Here is an 18,153-nt window from a genome sequence, read left to right as displayed (position 1 = left end):
GGGCCATCCGTACATGAACTCCCGAATCATCGTTTCGCTTTTCCATGTTCGGCTTTGAGCAACATGCACATAAATGCCCGTTTTAGATCAACCTTTCGAAGTCGCTCTCGTGCTGGTGTCAGTGACCAGGGGGAGGGCTTGTTTCACGTGAAACCGACCCATCGGATGGCGCTATGCCTTCCTCGCTTATCGCCCGTCCAGAGTGCCTGTGCGCGACACGACTACCAATCGAGGACCGCGCCTGCTTGACCAACAGCCAAACCCAGCGGACGGAGCCCTGATGGAGCATGTCATCCGAATACCGCACAACTTGGGCGAGAACGCCAGCGATTAAGCGACGCGGAGCGGCACTTTAGGAGTACCCCTCTGCGTGTCCGCGATAGTGCCAGCTTCATGAGTCAGTACCGCCGCAAGCTACCTTCGATCATAGGAGCCATGCCATGTAACTTCGTGCGTACATTTCCTTGGCGCGCAGCGCAGGCTTACACGGCCACGGGACGGATACAAGCGCTGTCTGATCGGGCCCGGAACTGGTCCCCACCTGCACACTGGAGGTACGGTGATCGGTTCTGAATGATTCGGAGCAGGCAATCACTGAAATGAGCGATGGCATCACAGTCGCAGGGGATTCATGGTCGGGCGCTACGCTCAACAGCCGCACGCCGTAAGGTCTTCACTCCGCAGATGGCAGCACTCCTTATTTATCGTAGCCAGCCGCCTGCCCGGCACCGAGTGAAGGAAGGCAGGCTTCCCAGGGAATACGCCGCGAAATTGCCTTCCGGGGTAGCATCTTGCTTATTTCCTTCCGGGTACGTTTGGACGGACGCTGGGGCTGCCTCACGGTTCACTTCGTCCCGGCCGGAGCCCCCGCCGCACCTGCGGGCCGGTGCGCGAGAGTCACTCTTAGAAGCGGGCAGCCACCGGTTTCACGTGAAACGCCCCAGAGTGTCAGCTCGGAGACCCGGGCCTCCGGGAGCGTTCCGTTTCACGTGAAACAAGGGGAGACGGTACCCGGCAAATAGCGAGGCCACGCCCGCGATCGCCGATTCTCTGGCCGCACCACCTGTATGGCTCCTAAGCGCAGAAACACCGACCGGCATGCAAAATGGACGTAGAGAGATGGAAACTGTTTCCCAACAACAGGTGTTGTTGGCCCGCGGGCCGCGGACAGGATCACCCTCTTCGCACTGGATTCAAAACTTCTGGGTCCCTCCCTATGGCGCGGCGGATGCTCGCTGAGAACATGGCACCGTACGTTGTCCCTAATCGATCGTGCGGTACCGGATATATTCATACCCGGCCCCGTTGTTGGAGGGCCGAAGTACGCATGTGTTTCACGTGAAACCGAGGTCCCCTCGATGGACCATAGAGGCGACATCGAGGTGATGCAGACCGCCTGCAGCATTGCTCTTCTTCGGATTCCCACAGCTCCTCACCTTTGACCAACGAGCGTTTAGGGACCCGCCCAAGACGGTGACAGCGCAAAATGGTCAGTAAGCTTAATATCAGGAGTGGGTGGAAACTGCGCAGACGCCAGGCACCGACTCCGGACGCCGCCACGGTTGCCATCGGACCGAGACCGAAGTCCACGCATATGGCAGTCCACGCCCCTACCACTTTCGACTAATGGCCCCGCCGTGGGCGATTTCCCTGACTGGACACTGGCTGTCGAGTCTTCGGTGAAGTGCCTACGGGGCGCCTATGCATCAGCACCTATGTCAAGGTCAGTACAGCGCTCCGGGAACCGACCAGCGGACCCCGCCGAGTGCATAGGGCCACGTAGCCAGGGGAAGGGAACGAACGCGGATCGGCACGTGCAGACAGCCCGATCTATGCGGATGAGCAGCAGGGTTCAGGCACGCGTCGGATTCAAGCCATCAAAACTTCATGGCCTGGAACTGAACAAGCACTGGGACCACCACCTAGAGTCAACCGATCGATCACGTGGGCGCGATGACATTCAGTCCGATCCGAAGAGAGTCGCCGGGGACCAAAGCCGATGAATGTGTGGTTACCGTGGAACGGAGCAGGGCTACGCCAGCTACGCTCTTGGCCCCTCACGAGTCTGACCATAGGCGCGTTATATACAGGTGCGTTCTGCGGAGCTCAGGCTGGCGCCGTACAGTCCCTGCCAGTCATGGGTTCCAGAGTGTGGATAGCGAATGGCTCGTTGCAGCACTGGCACTATGCCAGCCACAGCCTGAGCTTTGAAATGCTCGCGTTCAGCCCTGGATGGGTCCTGGAGTGAGACGCAGCCGGGACGCCATGCCGACACGGCACCCGGCCAATTTCCAGTATTTTGCCACTTTAGTGAAAGATGTCGTGGATGTGATGAGCTGACCGCTGGTGCTGCCCCTACTTACGTAGTCGATTCACCGCGCACGTTTCATTCAGCAGACCGACCTTCCTCATACAAGGTTGAAGCCGTGGGACGGGAATGTTTCCGCTTCTATGCACCGATTTTCCTGGTCGCGACATGACTTTATTCACACTCTTATCCACAGCAGTATCCACATGGTTATCCACCGTGTTATCCACAGGAAGCTGGTCGTTGTGCGCTGCTTGTGATTTTTCCCATGGGAGTGTGGGGCTGCGGCGCGATGAGCCAGCCTAGAGCACGCGCAGTCGCCATTGCGGCGGTGGCGAGCGGCAACGCCGCAGGGCGGGAGAAGTGTGCCCAAAATCACTGAGCCCGCAACCGGATCCGCTAGTGAGCCGCGGTTTATGTACCTGATCGCGGCGACTGCTCGCTGCGTCGATAACTGCAGCGGAGCTGTTTCACGTGAAACGACCGCGATCCAGCCAAGTGCCCGTCGAATGGGTAACCAAGTTTCCGGTAAGTCGGGGGACGAGCGCAGTCGGTGGAAGCAAATATCCCCAGCGTTATCCACAACGATATCCACAGAGATATCCACCGCATTTTCCACCTCCCACACCCCAAGTTCCGGGCCCCCAGCTGCCGCGCGCAGAGGCGAGCGGCCAGACCCATCGCCACACATACTCCTCAGTTATTGATGTTGCCCCCCACGGGTCCTAGGAAAGCCAAGGCGTACTTCTGGTTCTAGGCGCGCCGGCAAAACCCAACATCTGCTCCAGGCTGATCACTATGCGCATTGGCGAGTGACCTTAAGCAGCGATGGAAGGACAAAGATCAGGGACGCCGCAGGGCGAAGACGGCCCAGCGGACCCGCCTGGGCCCACAACACGAATCGAAAATCTTCTGGTGCTTGAGTCACCGGTAGTGCCGCATCGTCGATATTTTGCTGCCCTCAACGAGCTCCGGATCCGGAGAGCGCGGCATTCCGGCCGGGAGAGAGTGGCTTGCCGGCTGGCAGTTGCTACTCCTCGCTTTGCAGGACCGGTCTCTCCGCTACGGCGCTGGCCCCGTGGGCCGGCGGTTTCACGTGAAACCAAGCTCCCGGCGAGAGGGGAGTCCAAAGAGCTAGTGCACCCATATGAAGAACGACCGTCCGACCGATTTGTTCGTTATGGTGACCGACGAACGCCACGAGACTACTTCTGGGCCTTCGCGCAAGTGCCCGGACTCGGGCAGCTAGCAAACTGAGCAACGCGTGGGTGGTTGTCACTGATCCAAAAGTGCGACTGCAGAGAAACCCGGTACGCATGCGCTCGAGCTCCAGACGGGTACATCTGGCAGCCAGTGTCTGCGGGACCACCGTGACCACTCGCGATCCTTGGGTGCAGGCAAGAAGCCTCGGCGTGAGCTTTCCCCGAGTGACGTCCGGGCAGCGCCGGCGAATCCGCGATGGACTAGGTGACCGCTTTGTCAGGGCTGTAGCCCGTGTATTGAATGCCTCTCACTCCTGAACAATTTGCCGGTTAGCGGCAGTGAGACTCGGGGAGTTTCACGTGAAACGTTGACAGCCATGCCCGGGGGAGCCTTAGATCCAGCAACGCCGAGCCGGACGAGAATTCAACAGACACCGGACCCCCGACAACCTGGCACAGTTCTAAGAAAGACCTACGCAGGCCCCATGCGACCCCTTCCAGCGCTGGTCCCGAAGGTGGGGAGCTGTAGGGTCAGCTTCTCCGCTTGCGAACGGCGTCCCGCGGTGATCTCTGCAAGAGCCGGCAATTCCGTATGAAGGGACCTACCCGTGCGCTGGACTCGTTCACCCTGCACGCGAATTCAGCGATTCCGCACCTATCGGACGCGGTACATCTCACATGCACACCATCCAAGCCATCAGCCCCGGACGGCAAATCTGCGCCGACTGGCCTTCCTGTACTTAGGTCAGGAAGCTACATGGGCTCTAAGCAATCGGGCCCGCAGGCACTCTGCCGGTTAGGGGCAGAACCGTGGTCCCGAATCCCTCAGCGGCCCACTGGTGTGCGCTTGGGCGAGAACGCTGCAAATTCCCCACTGGAAAGGACCATAACCCAGCCGGGGGACCAGGCCTAGCCCCACGAATCGCACCCTGCTAATCGCTCATACTAGGGCCAATCTACTACATAGTGTCAGCACAACATCTGCAATCGTTGTGGTTACAAGGGCGTGGGATCGCGCGCTTGGCAAGTGCACACCCTCGCAACGTCGCCGGTAAGTATTGTTGTGAATCCGAAGAGAACACGAAGAAGGGTCCCATGCCCCATACAGGATCGGGCGACCAGTGGCTCGTGAAATCAGAATTGCATCGAGCTTCGGCGTCTGCGTCTTTATCCCGCGATGTCACTAGGGATCGCCGATGCTGGCGCGGTTTCACGTGAAACCCCATGAGACAGAGCCGTGGGACGTTTAGTCGTCCTGCGCCAGGCTGATCTTCGTGAGAGCACATTTTTTCTCTGCGATCCGAACCCACGCGCTATCCCGCGAACACTCGAACCAGGTCCTCCACGGAGTTCTACCCTCGTGGAGCAAGACGCGACATCAACCCTATCTAGCGACTACAGGGGCCAGAGACTGCGTTCTGGAGCGCCAGCAGCGGCCGCTACGAGTAGTCCCGGTACAGTGATAACGTTTGGCGAAGCGCTCAAGCGACAGTCCTAGGAAGCGGGAGCTCGAAGCGGTTTCACGTGAAACGATGGTCCATAAGACCCCGTGGCGGCTCCGTGGACCCGTACACACGGACTCGACCCTAACAGCATTCGCTCATGAGCATCGGGGCTCAAGCGAGCAACCCGCATGGCGACCTATGCGGTTCGATCTGCAGTCTCGCAGCATTTATCAATTCGCATTTGGCCACATGCCCGGTGGTGCTTCGATGCTGCCGGTTGTACCAGCGAAGACGCGCCCAGATCTCGCCAGAGGTAGTACCTCCTCGTTTCACGTGAAACGGGGAAGCGAAAGAACCGAGCGGATCAAGACTGGACGGGTTGACCTGAGCATAGGTCCGCGATCGAACGACGTGCAGCATGACTGGCACGCAGGAGAAGAACGATTAGATGCCCACATAGCTTCCATGCTCGAAACATGGGAAAGTCCTTGGCAGGATCACAGAAAGCACATGCGGTTTTCCGCTGTGCTGTAACCCCTCGCCTACGCATTGCCTGGCCATCATGCTGCGCCAACGTCCGCGCGCAATCTTCTACCATCTGGGGCTAGGAGAGGCACAGGAAGCGCCGTGTGGCGCTGCCCCGGATAGAACCATCACCGGCGCCAACATGGCCGAGATACACCTCCAGGACCCGGAAGGACTCATATGCCTTGGCGTAGGTTGCCGGCGGCCACATCCAGCAGCGATGGCGGCAGCACGAGTGCAAGAGCACAACTCGCGCCGGTACCGGGACAGCGCATACAAAAGAAAGGGCCCGTTCAGCAGAACGGGCCCTGATTCTCGAGTGATTCTTTAGTTGTCTGAACCGGGCGCCAGAACGTCCATGATTCGGTTGAGGTCCTCGACGCTGGCGAACTCAATGCTTACGCGGCCCTTGCGCGCGCCCAGCGAGATCTTCACATTGGTGTCCAGCCTGTCCGAGAGCGACGAGGCCAGGTAGTCCAGCCGCTCGTGGCGTGCCCCCGGACGGGGGATGTTGTTCTTGGCCGGCGTCGCGGGCTCACGGTGCAGGGTAACCGCTTCCTCAGTGGCACGAACCGACATGCCCTCAGCGACGATCTTCTGGGCCAGGCGTTCCATGGACGCTGCATCCGGAAGCGACAGCAGCGCCCGGGCATGGCCTGCCGAAAGCACGTTGGCTGCCACCCGCCGCTGTACCAGCGGCGGCAGCTTCAGCAGGCGGAGAGTGTTGGACACCTGCGGGCGGGAACGTCCGATCCGGTCGGCGAGCTGTTCGTGCGTGGTACCGAAGTCCTCCAGCAGCTGCTGGTACGCGGCCGCTTCTTCGAGGGGATTGAGCTGGCTGCGGTGCAGGTTCTCGAGAAGTGCATCGCGAAGCAGGTCATCATCGGTAGTGTCACGGACAATTGCCGGGATCGTGGAGAGTCCGGCAGCCTGTACCGCCCGCCAGCGACGCTCACCCATCACCAGCTCATATGGTTCTCCACCCTTTTCGGTTGAAGTACGCACCACAATTGGTTGGAGGACGCCGATTTCACGAACAGAGTGAACAAGCTCCGCCATATCGTCCTCATCGAAGACGGTGCGGGGCTGTTTGCGGTTCGGATGGATGTCCGTGACTGGGATTTCAGCGAACCGGACACCTGGCACCTCGACGAGCTCTACGTCGTTGCCGGAAACGTCAGCGGGCTCTGCCTTGCGCCCGGTGGCAGCATTCCCGGCGGCAGCAACAACATTGGAGGGCACAGCGGCGGGGGATGACTCCGACCCGGCCTGCGGCTTCTCCGCGTCCTTGGACGGAGCCGGCGGTTGGGCGCCAGCGGCCGGTGCGTCCTTAGGTCCGGCCGCCTCGGCCGTCCCAGAGCTAGTTGCCGTGGGCTTACCGCCCGCGGACTTAGCCGCCGCGGACTTGGCAGGCGACGACTTCGCGCCGTCATCAGTGGTCTTCGACTCCGCGTCCGCAGGAGCTGCAGCAGAAGCCTTACGTCCGGATCGGCGTGCCGGGCCGTCGCTGAGGACAGACTTGTCCGGTTCCGCGGACGGAAGGGGCTCGGCCGTTTTCCGCGCCTCGGGGAAGAACAGATCCACAGGGCGCGACGGAGCTGCTCCGTTACCCGAAGCGCCTGCGGAAGCGGAACTTGGAATGAGTGCGCCAAGACCGCGACCGAGCCCGCGTCGCTTATCGCTCATGGATGATTCCCTCCATCGGAAGAGCCCGGCCATGCCGGGCTCCGGCTGTTGCTGTGTTTGGAAAATTCTAACGCTCAGCGATTTCCGCTGCGGCTTCCAGGTAGGACAACGCGCCGCTGGAGGATGGGTCGTAGGTCATGACCGTCTGCTGGTAGCTCGGCGCTTCGGAGATCCGCACGGAGCGCGGCACCACAGCATCAAGGACCTGGTCCGGGAAGTGCTGCCGGACCTCAGCTGCCACCTGGGCTGCCAGGTTGGTCCGGCCGTCGTACATGGTCAGCAGAATCGTGGAGACCTCCAGTTCCGCATTCAGGTGCTTCTGGATCATCTCGATGTTCTTCAACAGCTGGCTCAGTCCCTCGAGTGCGTAGTACTCGCACTGGATGGGAATGAGTACCTCGCTGGCGGCGCAGAAGGCGTTGACGGTCAGCAGCCCCAGGCTGGGCGGGCAGTCAATGAAGATGTAGTCGAGCCGCTGCTCGCCCTTTTTCTGGCGGGCTTTGGCATAAACGTCGATGGCGCGGCGGAGCCGCTGCTCGCGCGCCACCAGCGAGACCAGTTCAATTTCAGCGCCGGCCAGGTGAATGGTGGCCGGAGCGCAAATGAGGTTGCTGATGTCGGGGCACTGGGCAACCACATCCTCAAGCGCAACGTCATTGATCAGAACGTCGTAAATGCTGTCGACGTCGGCGTGGTGCTCAATCCCCAGGGCAGTCGACGCATTGCCCTGCGGGTCGATATCAATCACCAGGACGTTCAGGCCGGCAGCCGCAAGCGCGGCGGCGATATTGACCGTAGTGGTGGTCTTTCCCACACCACCTTTTTGGTTTGAAACTGTGAAGATCCGTGTCTTCTCAGGCTTCGGCAAGGTGCGGCCAAGCAGCCGCTCACGGCGCCTGTTCTCGTGGGCCAGTTCGCGGGCGATGGGGCTGGAGTCGTCCAGTGTATCCAGAACATTGCCGCGGGTCGCGGTTTCACGTGAAACCTTCGAAGTGCTGGTGCCAGCAACCGGATTGGTTTGGTTCACTGTCGTAGCGACCGGCGATACGCCAAAGGCCCGCGCCGACCCCAAGGACACAAACGGGGGAATCCGCTGCGTGGAGGTTTCGCTACTGGTCACTGGGACACACTCACTCTCGTTCGGCTTTCACTGCCGTTCTCTAGCCTAACCGCTACACCCTATGGACCCGCGGCACCGTGCGGGGCTAGGCGCTCTTTTGGGTCTTCTTAACTACGATCCGGACCACCGTGGTGGGTTCCTCGAGCAGGTTCTGGCCTACGGTGACCACCGAGGTCTCCACCCCGCCGAGCTTGCGGATGGCTTTGGCGGCCTTCTCGATCTCCTCTGCGGCGCTGCGGCCCTTGATGGCAACAACTTCACCCTCGCCGCCGAGCAGCGGAATGGTCAGGCCTGCGAGGTTGCTCAGGGCGGAGACTGCCCGGGCGGTCACGACGTCGGCCGTCACCATTCCCACGGCGAGCTCGGCTCGCGTACGCATGATGGTGACGTTGCTCAAGCCGAGGTCATCAACCACTTCCTGCAGCCAGATCACCCGGCGTTCCAGAGGCTCGATGAGGGTCAGCTCAAGGTCAGGGCGGGCGATGGCCAGGCAAAGGCCCGGCAGGCCGGCGCCGCTTCCGACGTCGGCCACGTGGCTTCCCTGGGGAATTTCACTTTCGATGACCGCACAGTTCAGGACGTGCCGTCCCCAGAGCCGGGGGATCTCCCGCGGGCCAATAAGTCCGCGCTCGGTCCCGGATGTCGCAAGGTGTTCAACGTACCGTTCAGCAAGCTCCAGACGGTCGCCGAAGATCTTCTCCGCGGCCTGGCGCTCGGCTGCCGTAATTTCAACCATCAGTAAGTCAGCCAGCGGTTCAGTCGGCGGAAACGACGATGTGCCGGCCGGCACCCTCGCCCTCGGACTCGCTGACGAAGCCAAGGTCAGCAACGGCGTCGTGGACGATCTTCCGTTCGTAGGCACTCATCGGCTCCAGTGCCACGGCCTCACCGGTTTCCTTCACGGTGGCGACGGCGTCCTCGGCGATTTTGTGCAGGTGGCCCGCGCGTTCCTTGCGGTAGCCGTTGATGTCGAGCACCAGGCGTGAGCGGTTCTCCGTCGCGGAGAGAACGGACAGGCGGGTGAGTTCCTGAAGAGCCTCCAGCACCTCGCCGTCGCGTCCCACGAGGCTCTCGAGCCCGGCAGACTCTTCCTCGGTCACGATCGAGATGTATGTGCGTCCGTTGCGGACCTCAATGTCAATGTCGCCGTCGATGTCGGCGATGTCGAGCAGTTCCTCAAGGTAGTCGGCGGCTACGTCGCCTTCCTCTTCCAGGCGGCTGGCCGACGTTCCCTTGCCGGCGTTCACGGTCCCGGCGGCGGATTCCTGGTCTTCGCTGGCATCAGCGGAAAGTGCGTGTTCAGAGCTCTCAACAGACATTACTTCTTCTTCCTGTTCTTACGTTGTGGCTGAATGCGCTGCGTCCGGGCCTGCGCAACCGCAGCGGCGGCAGCCGCTTCCGCTTCGGCGTCGGCCTTCTTGCCTCCCAGGATGGGAAGGGCCGGAAGGCCCTTGGCGGCACGGCGCTCGGCGAGGGCCTTGGCGGCCGGGGATCCCGGCGTCGGCATGCGGCGGATGACAAAGAACTGCTGGCCCATGGTCCACAGGTTGGTGGTGGTCCAGTAGATCAGGACACCGATGGGGAAGTTGATGCCGCCCACACCGAAGACGATAGGCAGGATGTATAGCATCATTTTCTGCTGGCGCATGAACGGGCTGGCCATGGCCTCTTCGGACATGTTCTTCGCCATGATCTGCTTCTGTGTGATGAACTGCGAGGCCGTCATGGCCAGGATCATGATGATGGAGAGAATCCACACGGCCACCACGTTGCCGCCCGGGGGCGTGCCGTGGAGCAGGGTCGCGGACAGCGGAGCACCGAAGATGCTGGACTTGTCGAACTGCTGTACCTGATTGGCGCTCATGGCACCGATTCCCTGACCGCTGGCGCTGGCATTCGAAACGCCGGACAGCACCTGGAACAGCGCGAAGAAGAACGGCATCTGGATCAGCATCGGCAGGCAGGCCGAGAACGGGTTGGTCCCGTGCTTCTTGTACATGGCCATCTGCTCCTGCGCCATGGCCTGGCGGGAGAGCTGGTCGGTCTTGCCCTTGTACTTGTCCTGCAGCTTCTTCAGGTCCGGCTGCAGCAGCTGCATGCCACGCTGGGCTTTGATCTGCTTGACGAACACGGGAATCAGGGCGGCGCGGATCACCAGCACCAGGCCGATGATGGACAGGGTCCAGGTCCAGCCGGAGGCGGCTGGCATTCCAATCGCGGTCAGGCCCTCGTGGAAGCCCACCATGATGATGGACACAAGCCACTTGAACGGAAACATGATTGTTTCAAAGAAGTCCATACGATATCCCTATTCGTCAGGCCGCAGCGCGGCCTTCTTCATCAGTCTGAGCAGCCAGGTACTTGTCCGGGTTGTTCAGCACAACAATTCTGGGGGTCCGGTTTTCAGGCCATACCCGGTGGCCGGCGGGGACATGGTCCACGCCGCCGGCGTTCCACGGGTGACAGCGTGCCAGGCGCCTGGCCGCGAGCCAGCTGCCCTTGACAGCGCCGTGGACTGTAACTGCTTCAAGCGCATACGCCGAGCAGGAGGGAAAGAAGCGGCAGACCTGGCCGTACAAGGGCGAAACCACCTTGCGGTAGGCCAGGAGCAGAAGAATAAGGATGTTTCGGGGCAGGTTCCAGATAAAACTGCCCGCGGCCGCTGCTGCGGACTTGGGGGAACGGACGACGGCGGCAGTCGGGTCAAGCACGCTGTGTCCCTTCCTGTGTTGTTGCGTCCGGTTGCGTTCCGGCTGGCTTTTTTCCGGTCACCGCCGGAAGGCGGCCAGCCAGCCGCCTCATGGTGTTTTCCAAGGCGGCGTTGTAGTCCGCCAGGAGCTCATCCCAGCTGGCTGTTGCGGAAGCGGGCAAAGCACGCACCACAATAGCGAATCCGGTGCCGTACTCGCGCAGCGAGACAGCGCCGGCTTCTCTAAGTCTCCTCTTAACGAGGTTCCTGGCAACAGCGTTCCCGACAGCTTTGGAAACGATGAAGCCTATGCGGGTGGGCTCATCGGCTCCAATAGTTGCCGTATATAACACTACGTTCCGGCGTCCATTGCGGACGCCGGAACGTACAGTTGTTGAAAAATCGGTTGAAGTCCTCAGGCGGTTCCGGGTGGCAAGCACCGCTAATCTCGCAGAAGGAAAAAGACCGACAAGTCAGTATTTAAGCCGACAGTTCGGTGCGGCCCTTGCCACGGCGGGCGGCCAGGATGGCGCGGCCGGCACGGGTGCGCATACGAAGGCGGAAGCCGTGCTTCTTGGCCCGACGGCGGTTATTCGGCTGAAAAGTCCGCTTGCTCACGTTAGTTACTCCAGTGGATCAAAGGTGCGCCCACCCGATCAGTAAGGGGAAGAACTGGCCGACGCTAAGTTTTGTATGTGCCTGCTTCCCCTGATTTCCCGGAACACGCGAAGTGTCCGGAAGTCCAAAATGGGTTCACAAAGCAGGCACAAAGGACTCCACAACGTTAGGGCAAAACGCCGCGGGGAGTCAAACCAGCAGGCCACCCGGCGTGTTTCCCCAACTGTGGCTAACCGGCTGTGAAACCTGTGGATGAAACGGCTCACAACTGCACTTTCCGAACCACAACGGTGTAATTATCCACAAGGCACTTCCCAGCTATCTTCTAGGCTTTTCATCCCCTAGAGTGTCTCAGTAGCCGATTATCCACGGACTGTGCATAACCCTGTGGATTAAGCCGGGCCAGCACCCTGGTTCCAGGCTTGCGGCTGCATGTAATGCAGGCAGCAAGCTTTGAGGAACCAAATTTGATGACAGTAGACGAAGCCAACCACGCCAACACTGTCGGAAGTTCCTGGCGGCGCGTGGTGAACCTTCTCGAACAGGACGATCGCGTTTCGCCCCGGCAACGCGGGTTTGTCATCCTCGCCCAGGCCCAGGGCCTGATCGGTTCCACCCTCCTCGTCGCCGTGCCCAACGAGCTGACCCGGGAAGTGCTCCAGACCCAGGTCAAGGACGCCCTCGATGATGCGCTGCGCAACGTCTTCTCTGACGACATCCGCTGCGCGATCGACGTCGACACCGATCTGGTTCCCATCCACGAGGAGCCCGAACCCGCCGTCGAGCTTTCACTCATCAACGATCCCTCCATCGAGCAGAAGCCGCAGCCCATGCTGCCGAGCACCTCGCACGAATTCGGCCGGCTCAACCCCAAGTACGTCTTCGATACGTTCGTGATCGGTTCCTCGAACCGGTTCGCCCACGCCGCTGCCGTCGCCGTAGCGGAGGCACCGGCGAAGGCCTACAATCCGCTGTTCATCTACGGCGATTCGGGTCTAGGGAAGACGCACCTGCTGCACGCCATCGGCCACTATGCCAGGCGCCTGTACAGCGGGATCCGCGTCCGCTACGTCAACTCCGAAGAGTTCACCAACGACTTCATCAACTCGATCCGCGACGACGAAGGCGCCAGCTTCAAAACGACGTACCGCAACGTTGACGTCCTGTTGATCGACGACATCCAGTTCCTGGCGGGCAAGGACCGGACGCTGGAGGAGTTCTTCCACACGTTCAACTCGCTGCACAACAACAACAAGCAGGTAGTCATCACCTCTGACCAGCCTCCCAAGCTGCTGGCAGGTTTCGAGGACCGGATGAAGTCCCGCTTCGAGTGGGGCCTGCTGACCGACATCCAGCCGCCCGAACTGGAAACCCGCATCGCCATCCTCCGCAAGAAGGCCCTCAGCGAAGGCCTGTCAGCCCCGGACGACGCACTCGAGTACATCGCGTCGAAGATCGCCAGCAACATCCGCGAACTCGAAGGCGCGCTCATCCGCGTCACAGCCTTCGCCAGCCTCAACCGCCAGCCGGTCGATGTGGCCCTCGCGGAGATGGTGCTCAAGGACCTCATCACCGACGACGGCGCCCAGGAAATCACTTCGAGCCAGATCCTGCAGCAGACCGCGGACTACTTCAAGCTCAGCATGGAGGAACTCTGCAGCAAGTCCCGGACCCGGACGCTGGTGACTGCGCGGCAGATCGCCATGTACCTCTGCCGTGAGCTGACCGACATGTCGCTCCCCAAGATCGGTCAGGAACTTGGCGGCCGGGACCACACCACCGTGATCCACGCCGACCGCAAGATCCGCGAACTGATGGCCGAGCGCCGTGTGATTTACAACCAGGTCACGGAGCTCACCAACCGGATCAAGCAGCAGCAGCGCGACTCCTGAGCCAAGGTTCTTAACCTTATTAACAGGCGCGTGTGGATAACCCTGTGGACAGTTAAGGGGACAACCGCGATTAATGGGCTTAAAACCCTTAAGGCGTCTGTGGATCACCGAGACGGGGCAAAATTTTGTCCCCATCCACAGCCTGTTTAAAACACGTGGAACCCACAGCCCATGAACAGGGCTTAACCGCGGATCCGAGCCAAAGAACCGGGTTATCCACAGTTTCCACAGCAGTTATTAACACTACTAATCCCAAAAAATTGAAATCCCTCAAACAACAATCTCGTTCCCGGACCTCCACCGCACCGGCCAAAGCATCGGCCGCCTGACCGCCGGCAGAGCCGACGGCACTGACGGGGATGGGGAAATCCTTGTTGTTCCGGCTAAGCTGTCTGCAGCGCTCCCATCCCTGGGTCTGTCTGCGGTCGCCCGTGCGCGGACCATGCAGGTTCAGGGTCTTGGGGGCTACGGTCTTGTGGGCTCCTTGCGAGTTCCGGTTCAAAAAATGGCAGCAGCAATGAAAGGCGGCACCCTTCCGTGAAGTTCAGAGTCGAACGGGACGTCCTGGCAGAAGCCGTTACCTGGACAGCCCGATCGTTGTCTCCGCGGCCGCCCGTACCCGTGCTCTCCGGCCTCCTTCTCAAGGCCGAATCCGGTACCGTCAGCCTGTCCAGCTTCGATTACGAGACCTCAGCAAGGCTTGAAATCCCCGCCGACATCCGGGACGAAGGCACCATCCTGGTCTCCGGCCGCCTCCTGGCGGATATTTGCCGCAGCCTGCCCTCGGCCCCCGTGGACATCGAAACCGACGGCAACAAAGTGACCCTGACCTGCCGGCGAAGCAGCTTCCACCTGGCCACCATGCCCGAGGCGGAATACCCTCCGCTGCCTCCGCTGCCCACCATCACCGGAACGGTCGCCGGCGACGCGTTCGCCCAGGCTGTTTCCCAGGTGATCATCGCGGCAAGCAAGGATGACACCCTTCCCATCCTCACCGGCGTCCGGATGGAGATCGAGGACGACCTCATCACGCTCCTGGCCACGGACCGCTACCGACTGGCCATGCGCGAAGTGCCCTGGAAGCCTGTCACCCCGGGAATCTCCACCAGTGCCCTGGTCAAGGCCAAGACACTCAACGAAGTTGCCAAGACGTTGGGCGGCAGCGGGGACATCAACCTGGCCATCGCCAACGACGACAGCCGGCTCATCGGCTTTGAAAGCGGCGGCCGCACCACCACGTCACTGCTGGTCGACGGCGATTACCCCAAGATCCGCTCGCTGTTCCCGGACTCCACTCCGATTCACGCCACGGTGCAGACCCAGGAACTGGTGGAGGCTGTCCGCCGTGTGTCACTCGTGGCAGAACGCAACACCCCGGTCCGGCTCGCGTTTACACAGGGCCAGCTGCACCTCGACGCCGGCACAGGCGAGGACGCACAGGCATCCGAAGAGCTTGAGGCCCAGCTGTCCGGCGACGACATCACAGTGGCGTTCAACCCGCACTACCTGGTTGAAGGCCTCAGCGTGATCGAAACCAAGTTCGTGCGCTTTTCCTTCACCACCGCGCCGAAACCTGCCATGATCACGGCCCAGAACGACATCGACGGCGAAGACCAGGACGACTACCGCTACCTCGTGATGCCGGTGCGCCTGCCCAACTAGCCCGTCACCCTTCCCAACCAGGTAGCAGCTGAGGGTGTTTTCAGCCCTGGGAACGCCGCGAACTGCTACCCAGTTGGGTTCCGCCCCTAACCCTCCGCGCAGAAAAGAGCTCTCACGGTGCATATCGGACTGATCGGCCTTGGAAAAATGGGTTTCAACATGCGCGAACGCCTGCGCAAGGGCGGGGTCGAGGTCACTGGCTTCGACCGCAACCCGGAGGTCACCGATGTAGCCACCACGGACGAACTCATCGCCGCACTTCCTGCGCCGCGCCTCATCTGGGTCATGGTTCCGGCCGGTGAAATCACCGATGCCGTCATCACCGAGCTGGGTGAGAAGCTGCAGCCCGGCGACATGGTGATCGACGGCGGAAACTCCCGCTTCACCGAGGACCAAAAACACGCCGCCGCACTGGCCGAAAAGGGAATCCGCTTCGCCGACTGCGGCGTCTCCGGCGGTGTCTGGGGACTGCAGAACGGCTACGGACTCATGGCCGGCGGCGACGCCGAGGACATCGAGCGCGCCCTTCCCGTTTTTGACGCGCTCCGCCCGGAAGGCGACCGCGAGGACAGCTTTGTCCATGTAGGCGGAGTCGGCGCCGGCCACTACGCCAAGATGGTGCACAACGGCATTGAGTACGGCCTGATGCAGGCCTACGCCGAAGGCTACGAACTCCTGGCCGCCAAGGATATTGTCACGGACCTTCCCGGCACTTTCCGGGCCTGGCAAAAGGGAACCGTGGTGCGGTCCTGGCTGCTGGACCTTATGGTGAAGGCGCTGGACGAGGATCCCGGACTGGCCTCAATCGACGACTACGTCGAAGACTCCGGTGAAGGCCGCTGGACCGTGGAAGAAGCCATCGCCAACGCGGTGCCGGCCCCCGCGATCACGGCCGCGCTGTTTGCACGCTTCGCCTCCCGCGAGGACAACTCCCCGGCCATGAAGATGGTGTCCGCGCTGCGCCACCAGTTCGGCGGTCATGCCACCCGCCCGGCCAAGTAAACCCGTGTCCGGGACGCGGCCTGCTTCCACACCGGCGGTTCCCGAGAATTTGAAGATCGCGTGTATCTAGAACACCTGTCCCTGACCGATTTCCGCAGTTACGCCCAGGTGGATCTCCGGTTCGAACCGGGGGTAACGGTCCTCGTCGGTTCCAATGGAATCGGCAAGACCAACCTCATGGAAGCCATCGGCTACCTGGCAACCCTCAGCTCGCACCGGGTCAGCGCCGACGGTCCCTTGCTCCGTTTTGGAACCGACCGGGCCCTGATCCGGGCAAAACTGGTCCGCGGTGAACAGTCCACCATCCTGGAGCTCGAGATCAACGGCGGCCGGGCCAACCGCGGACGCATCAACCGCAGCAACCCCGTGCGTGCGCGTGACCTCCTCGGCATCTGCCATACGGTCCTGTTCGCCCCGGAGGATTTGGCCCTCGTCAAAAGCGATCCATCGAACCGCCGCCGTTTCCTGGACGAGCTCCTGGTGAGCCTGGTTCCCCGGCACGCCGCCACCCGCAGCGACTACGACCGCGTGCTCAAGCAGCGCAACGCCCTGCTGAAGTCCGCGCGGGCCGGCAAGTTCACCGCCGGCCACGAAGCCACCCTCGATGTCTGGGACCAGCACATGGCGCGCGCCGGCGCTGAGTTGCTGCACGCACGGCTGGAGCTCGTCGAGCGGCTCCGGCCGCACCTCAACAATGCGTATGCCCAGCTCACCGACGGTTCGAAGGCCGCGGATGCGGTCTACCGCTCAACCCTGCAGAACATGATCGACGACGACGGCGAGCCCGCCAACGCTTCGGCGGCACCGTCAGCGCCGGGAAATTCTGCAGAGGATCTGCGCCTGCTGTCCGTGGAAGAGCTCGCCGAACGCTACGTGCAGGCCTTCGCGGCGTCCCGCCGCAGGGAACTCGAACGGGGCATCTCACTCGTGGGTCCGCACCGGGACGAGCTCGAACTTGTGCTCGGCCAGGCCCCCGCGAAGGGCTACGCCTCGCATGGTGAAACATGGTCCATGTGCCTGTCCCTCCGGCTGGCGTCCTATTACGTCATGCTGGACGACGCCCGCACCGGAGGGTCGGCACCGATCCTCATCCTGGACGACGTGTTCGCCGAACTCGATGTCCAGCGGCGGCGTAAACTGGCCGCAATAGTTGCCGGCGCGGAGCAGGTCCTGGTGACCGCGGCGGTGGACGCCGACATTCCGGACGAGCTGGCGGGCCGGCGGGTGAAGGTCATCCCGGGAGGAATCGATGAACAGGGATAAGGACGGCGGCCTGCAGCCTGGCCGCGATCCCGATGAAATCGATGCTGCCCAGGCGGCGCTCAACCGGATGCGGGAGGCCGCGGCGGCCCGCGGCGAGATCCGCCGGAAGGCACCACCGCCGGGTGCCAATCAAAAACCGCGTACTGCAGCGCAGGGTACGCGCGGCTTCAGCCAGTTCCACTCCACCGGGCGGGACCCCCTGGGTCTCGGTAAAGTCGTGGGGCGGCTGGTCGCCGAGCGCGGCTGGACCTCGCCGGTGGCCGTCGGGTCCGTCATGGCAGAGTGGCCGGCGCTGGTGGGACCGGAAATCGCCGCCCACTGCACGCCGGAAAGCTTCACCGATACCACCCTCCATGTCCGGTGCGACTCCACGGCCTGGGCCACGCAGCTCCGCCTGCTCAGCATGAGCCTGCTGGAGAAGTTCCGCACCGAACTCGGCGACGGTGTGGTCACCAGCATCCAGGTGCTCGGTCCCGCAGCCCCGAACTGGCGCAAGGGCGGACGCGCCGTCAACGGGCGCGGGCCTCGGGACACCTACGGGTAGCAAATGGCGGCTTCCGCGAATAAAGCGGAAACGGCGTGCAGGGCGCTCAAACCGCCGTTGGCCGTATAGGAGTCCAAAACGGGGACTGCTGGAGCCTTGCAGGCGGAGCCAATGGCCAGCGAGAGGCACATTGGGCTGCGTCCACGCCCCGCCAATGCGGGGATCGGTCGCGTTTCACGATAGAATTCACCTAGATA

Annotated in this window: 13 protein-coding genes; 5 read left to right on the top strand and 8 right to left on the bottom strand. The window is 61.9% G+C overall.

The window, feature by feature from the left end; translation table 11 throughout:
• Window positions 1-5,807: 5,807 nt before the first annotated feature.
• From ACFUTU_RS02415 to rpmH, 8 genes are all read right to left on the bottom strand, one after another.
• Window positions 5,808-7,166, bottom strand: coding sequence for a ParB/RepB/Spo0J family partition protein (locus tag ACFUTU_RS02415; RefSeq protein ID WP_377960263.1), 1,359 nt, complete (start codon window positions 7,164-7,166; stop codon window positions 5,808-5,810).
• Between the two features lie 67 nt (window positions 7,167-7,233).
• Window positions 7,234-8,286, bottom strand: a complete 1,053-nt coding sequence (locus ACFUTU_RS02410) for a ParA family protein (protein WP_377960261.1) — start codon at window positions 8,284-8,286, stop codon at window positions 7,234-7,236.
• 85 nt (window positions 8,287-8,371) lie between these two features.
• A complete protein-coding gene (gene rsmG, locus ACFUTU_RS02405) occupies window positions 8,372-9,022 on the bottom strand; it encodes a 16S rRNA (guanine(527)-N(7))-methyltransferase RsmG (protein WP_377960259.1) in 651 nt (216 codons plus the stop codon).
• Window positions 9,023-9,041: 19 nt separating this feature from the next.
• Entirely contained in the window at window positions 9,042-9,605 is a 564-nt protein-coding gene (locus tag ACFUTU_RS02400) for a protein jag (RefSeq protein ID WP_377960257.1), read from the bottom strand.
• Window positions 9,605-10,585, bottom strand: a complete 981-nt coding sequence (gene yidC / locus ACFUTU_RS02395; protein WP_377960255.1) for a membrane protein insertase YidC — start codon at window positions 10,583-10,585, stop codon at window positions 9,605-9,607. Before yidC ends, ACFUTU_RS02400 begins: the two co-directional genes overlap by 1 nt.
• A 16-nt stretch (window positions 10,586-10,601) precedes the next feature.
• Window positions 10,602-10,997, bottom strand: coding sequence for a membrane protein insertion efficiency factor YidD (gene yidD, locus ACFUTU_RS02390; protein WP_377960253.1), 396 nt, complete (start codon window positions 10,995-10,997; stop codon window positions 10,602-10,604).
• Window positions 10,990-11,415: a ribonuclease P protein component gene (gene rnpA, locus ACFUTU_RS02385; protein WP_377960251.1), complete on the bottom strand. Its 426-nt coding sequence runs from the start codon at window positions 11,413-11,415 to the stop codon at window positions 10,990-10,992. The genes yidD and rnpA overlap by 8 nt, the downstream gene beginning before the upstream one ends.
• A 40-nt stretch (window positions 11,416-11,455) precedes the next feature.
• Window positions 11,456-11,593 carry a 50S ribosomal protein L34 gene (rpmH, locus tag ACFUTU_RS02380; RefSeq protein WP_003800212.1) on the bottom strand — a complete coding sequence of 46 codons (138 nt, stop codon included), beginning with the start codon at window positions 11,591-11,593 and terminating at the stop codon, window positions 11,456-11,458.
• Between the two features lie 470 nt (window positions 11,594-12,063).
• On the opposite strand from rpmH, the gene dnaA reads away from it, so the two are divergent.
• From dnaA to ACFUTU_RS02355, 5 genes are all read left to right on the top strand, one after another.
• The gene (dnaA, locus tag ACFUTU_RS02375; RefSeq protein WP_377960249.1) at window positions 12,064-13,485 is read left to right on the top strand and encodes a chromosomal replication initiator protein DnaA; all 1,422 of its coding nucleotides are present in this window, start codon (window positions 12,064-12,066) and stop codon (window positions 13,483-13,485) included.
• 537 nt (window positions 13,486-14,022) lie between these two features.
• The gene (gene dnaN, locus ACFUTU_RS02370) at window positions 14,023-15,147 is read left to right on the top strand and encodes a DNA polymerase III subunit beta (protein WP_377960247.1); all 1,125 of its coding nucleotides are present in this window, start codon (window positions 14,023-14,025) and stop codon (window positions 15,145-15,147) included.
• Window positions 15,148-15,264: 117 nt separating this feature from the next.
• The gene (gene gnd / locus ACFUTU_RS02365) at window positions 15,265-16,149 is read left to right on the top strand and encodes a phosphogluconate dehydrogenase (NAD(+)-dependent, decarboxylating) (RefSeq protein ID WP_377960245.1); all 885 of its coding nucleotides are present in this window, start codon (window positions 15,265-15,267) and stop codon (window positions 16,147-16,149) included.
• Window positions 16,150-16,209: 60 nt separating this feature from the next.
• On the top strand, window positions 16,210-17,412 hold the full coding sequence (recF, locus tag ACFUTU_RS02360) for a DNA replication/repair protein RecF (protein WP_377960243.1): 1,203 nt from the start codon (window positions 16,210-16,212) through the stop codon (window positions 17,410-17,412).
• On the top strand, window positions 17,399-17,956 hold the full coding sequence (locus ACFUTU_RS02355) for a DUF721 domain-containing protein (protein WP_377960241.1): 558 nt from the start codon (window positions 17,399-17,401) through the stop codon (window positions 17,954-17,956). The genes recF and ACFUTU_RS02355 overlap by 14 nt, the downstream gene beginning before the upstream one ends.
• Window positions 17,957-18,153: the final 197 nt, after the last annotated feature.

It is taken from the genome of Arthrobacter sp. NPDC057388, from assembly GCF_042668165.1.
In the GTDB taxonomy this organism is placed as follows: domain Bacteria; phylum Actinomycetota; class Actinomycetes; order Actinomycetales; family Micrococcaceae; genus Arthrobacter.
The sequence above is the reverse complement of the archived record's forward strand: the minus strand, read 5'-3'. Positions and strand labels throughout refer to the sequence as shown.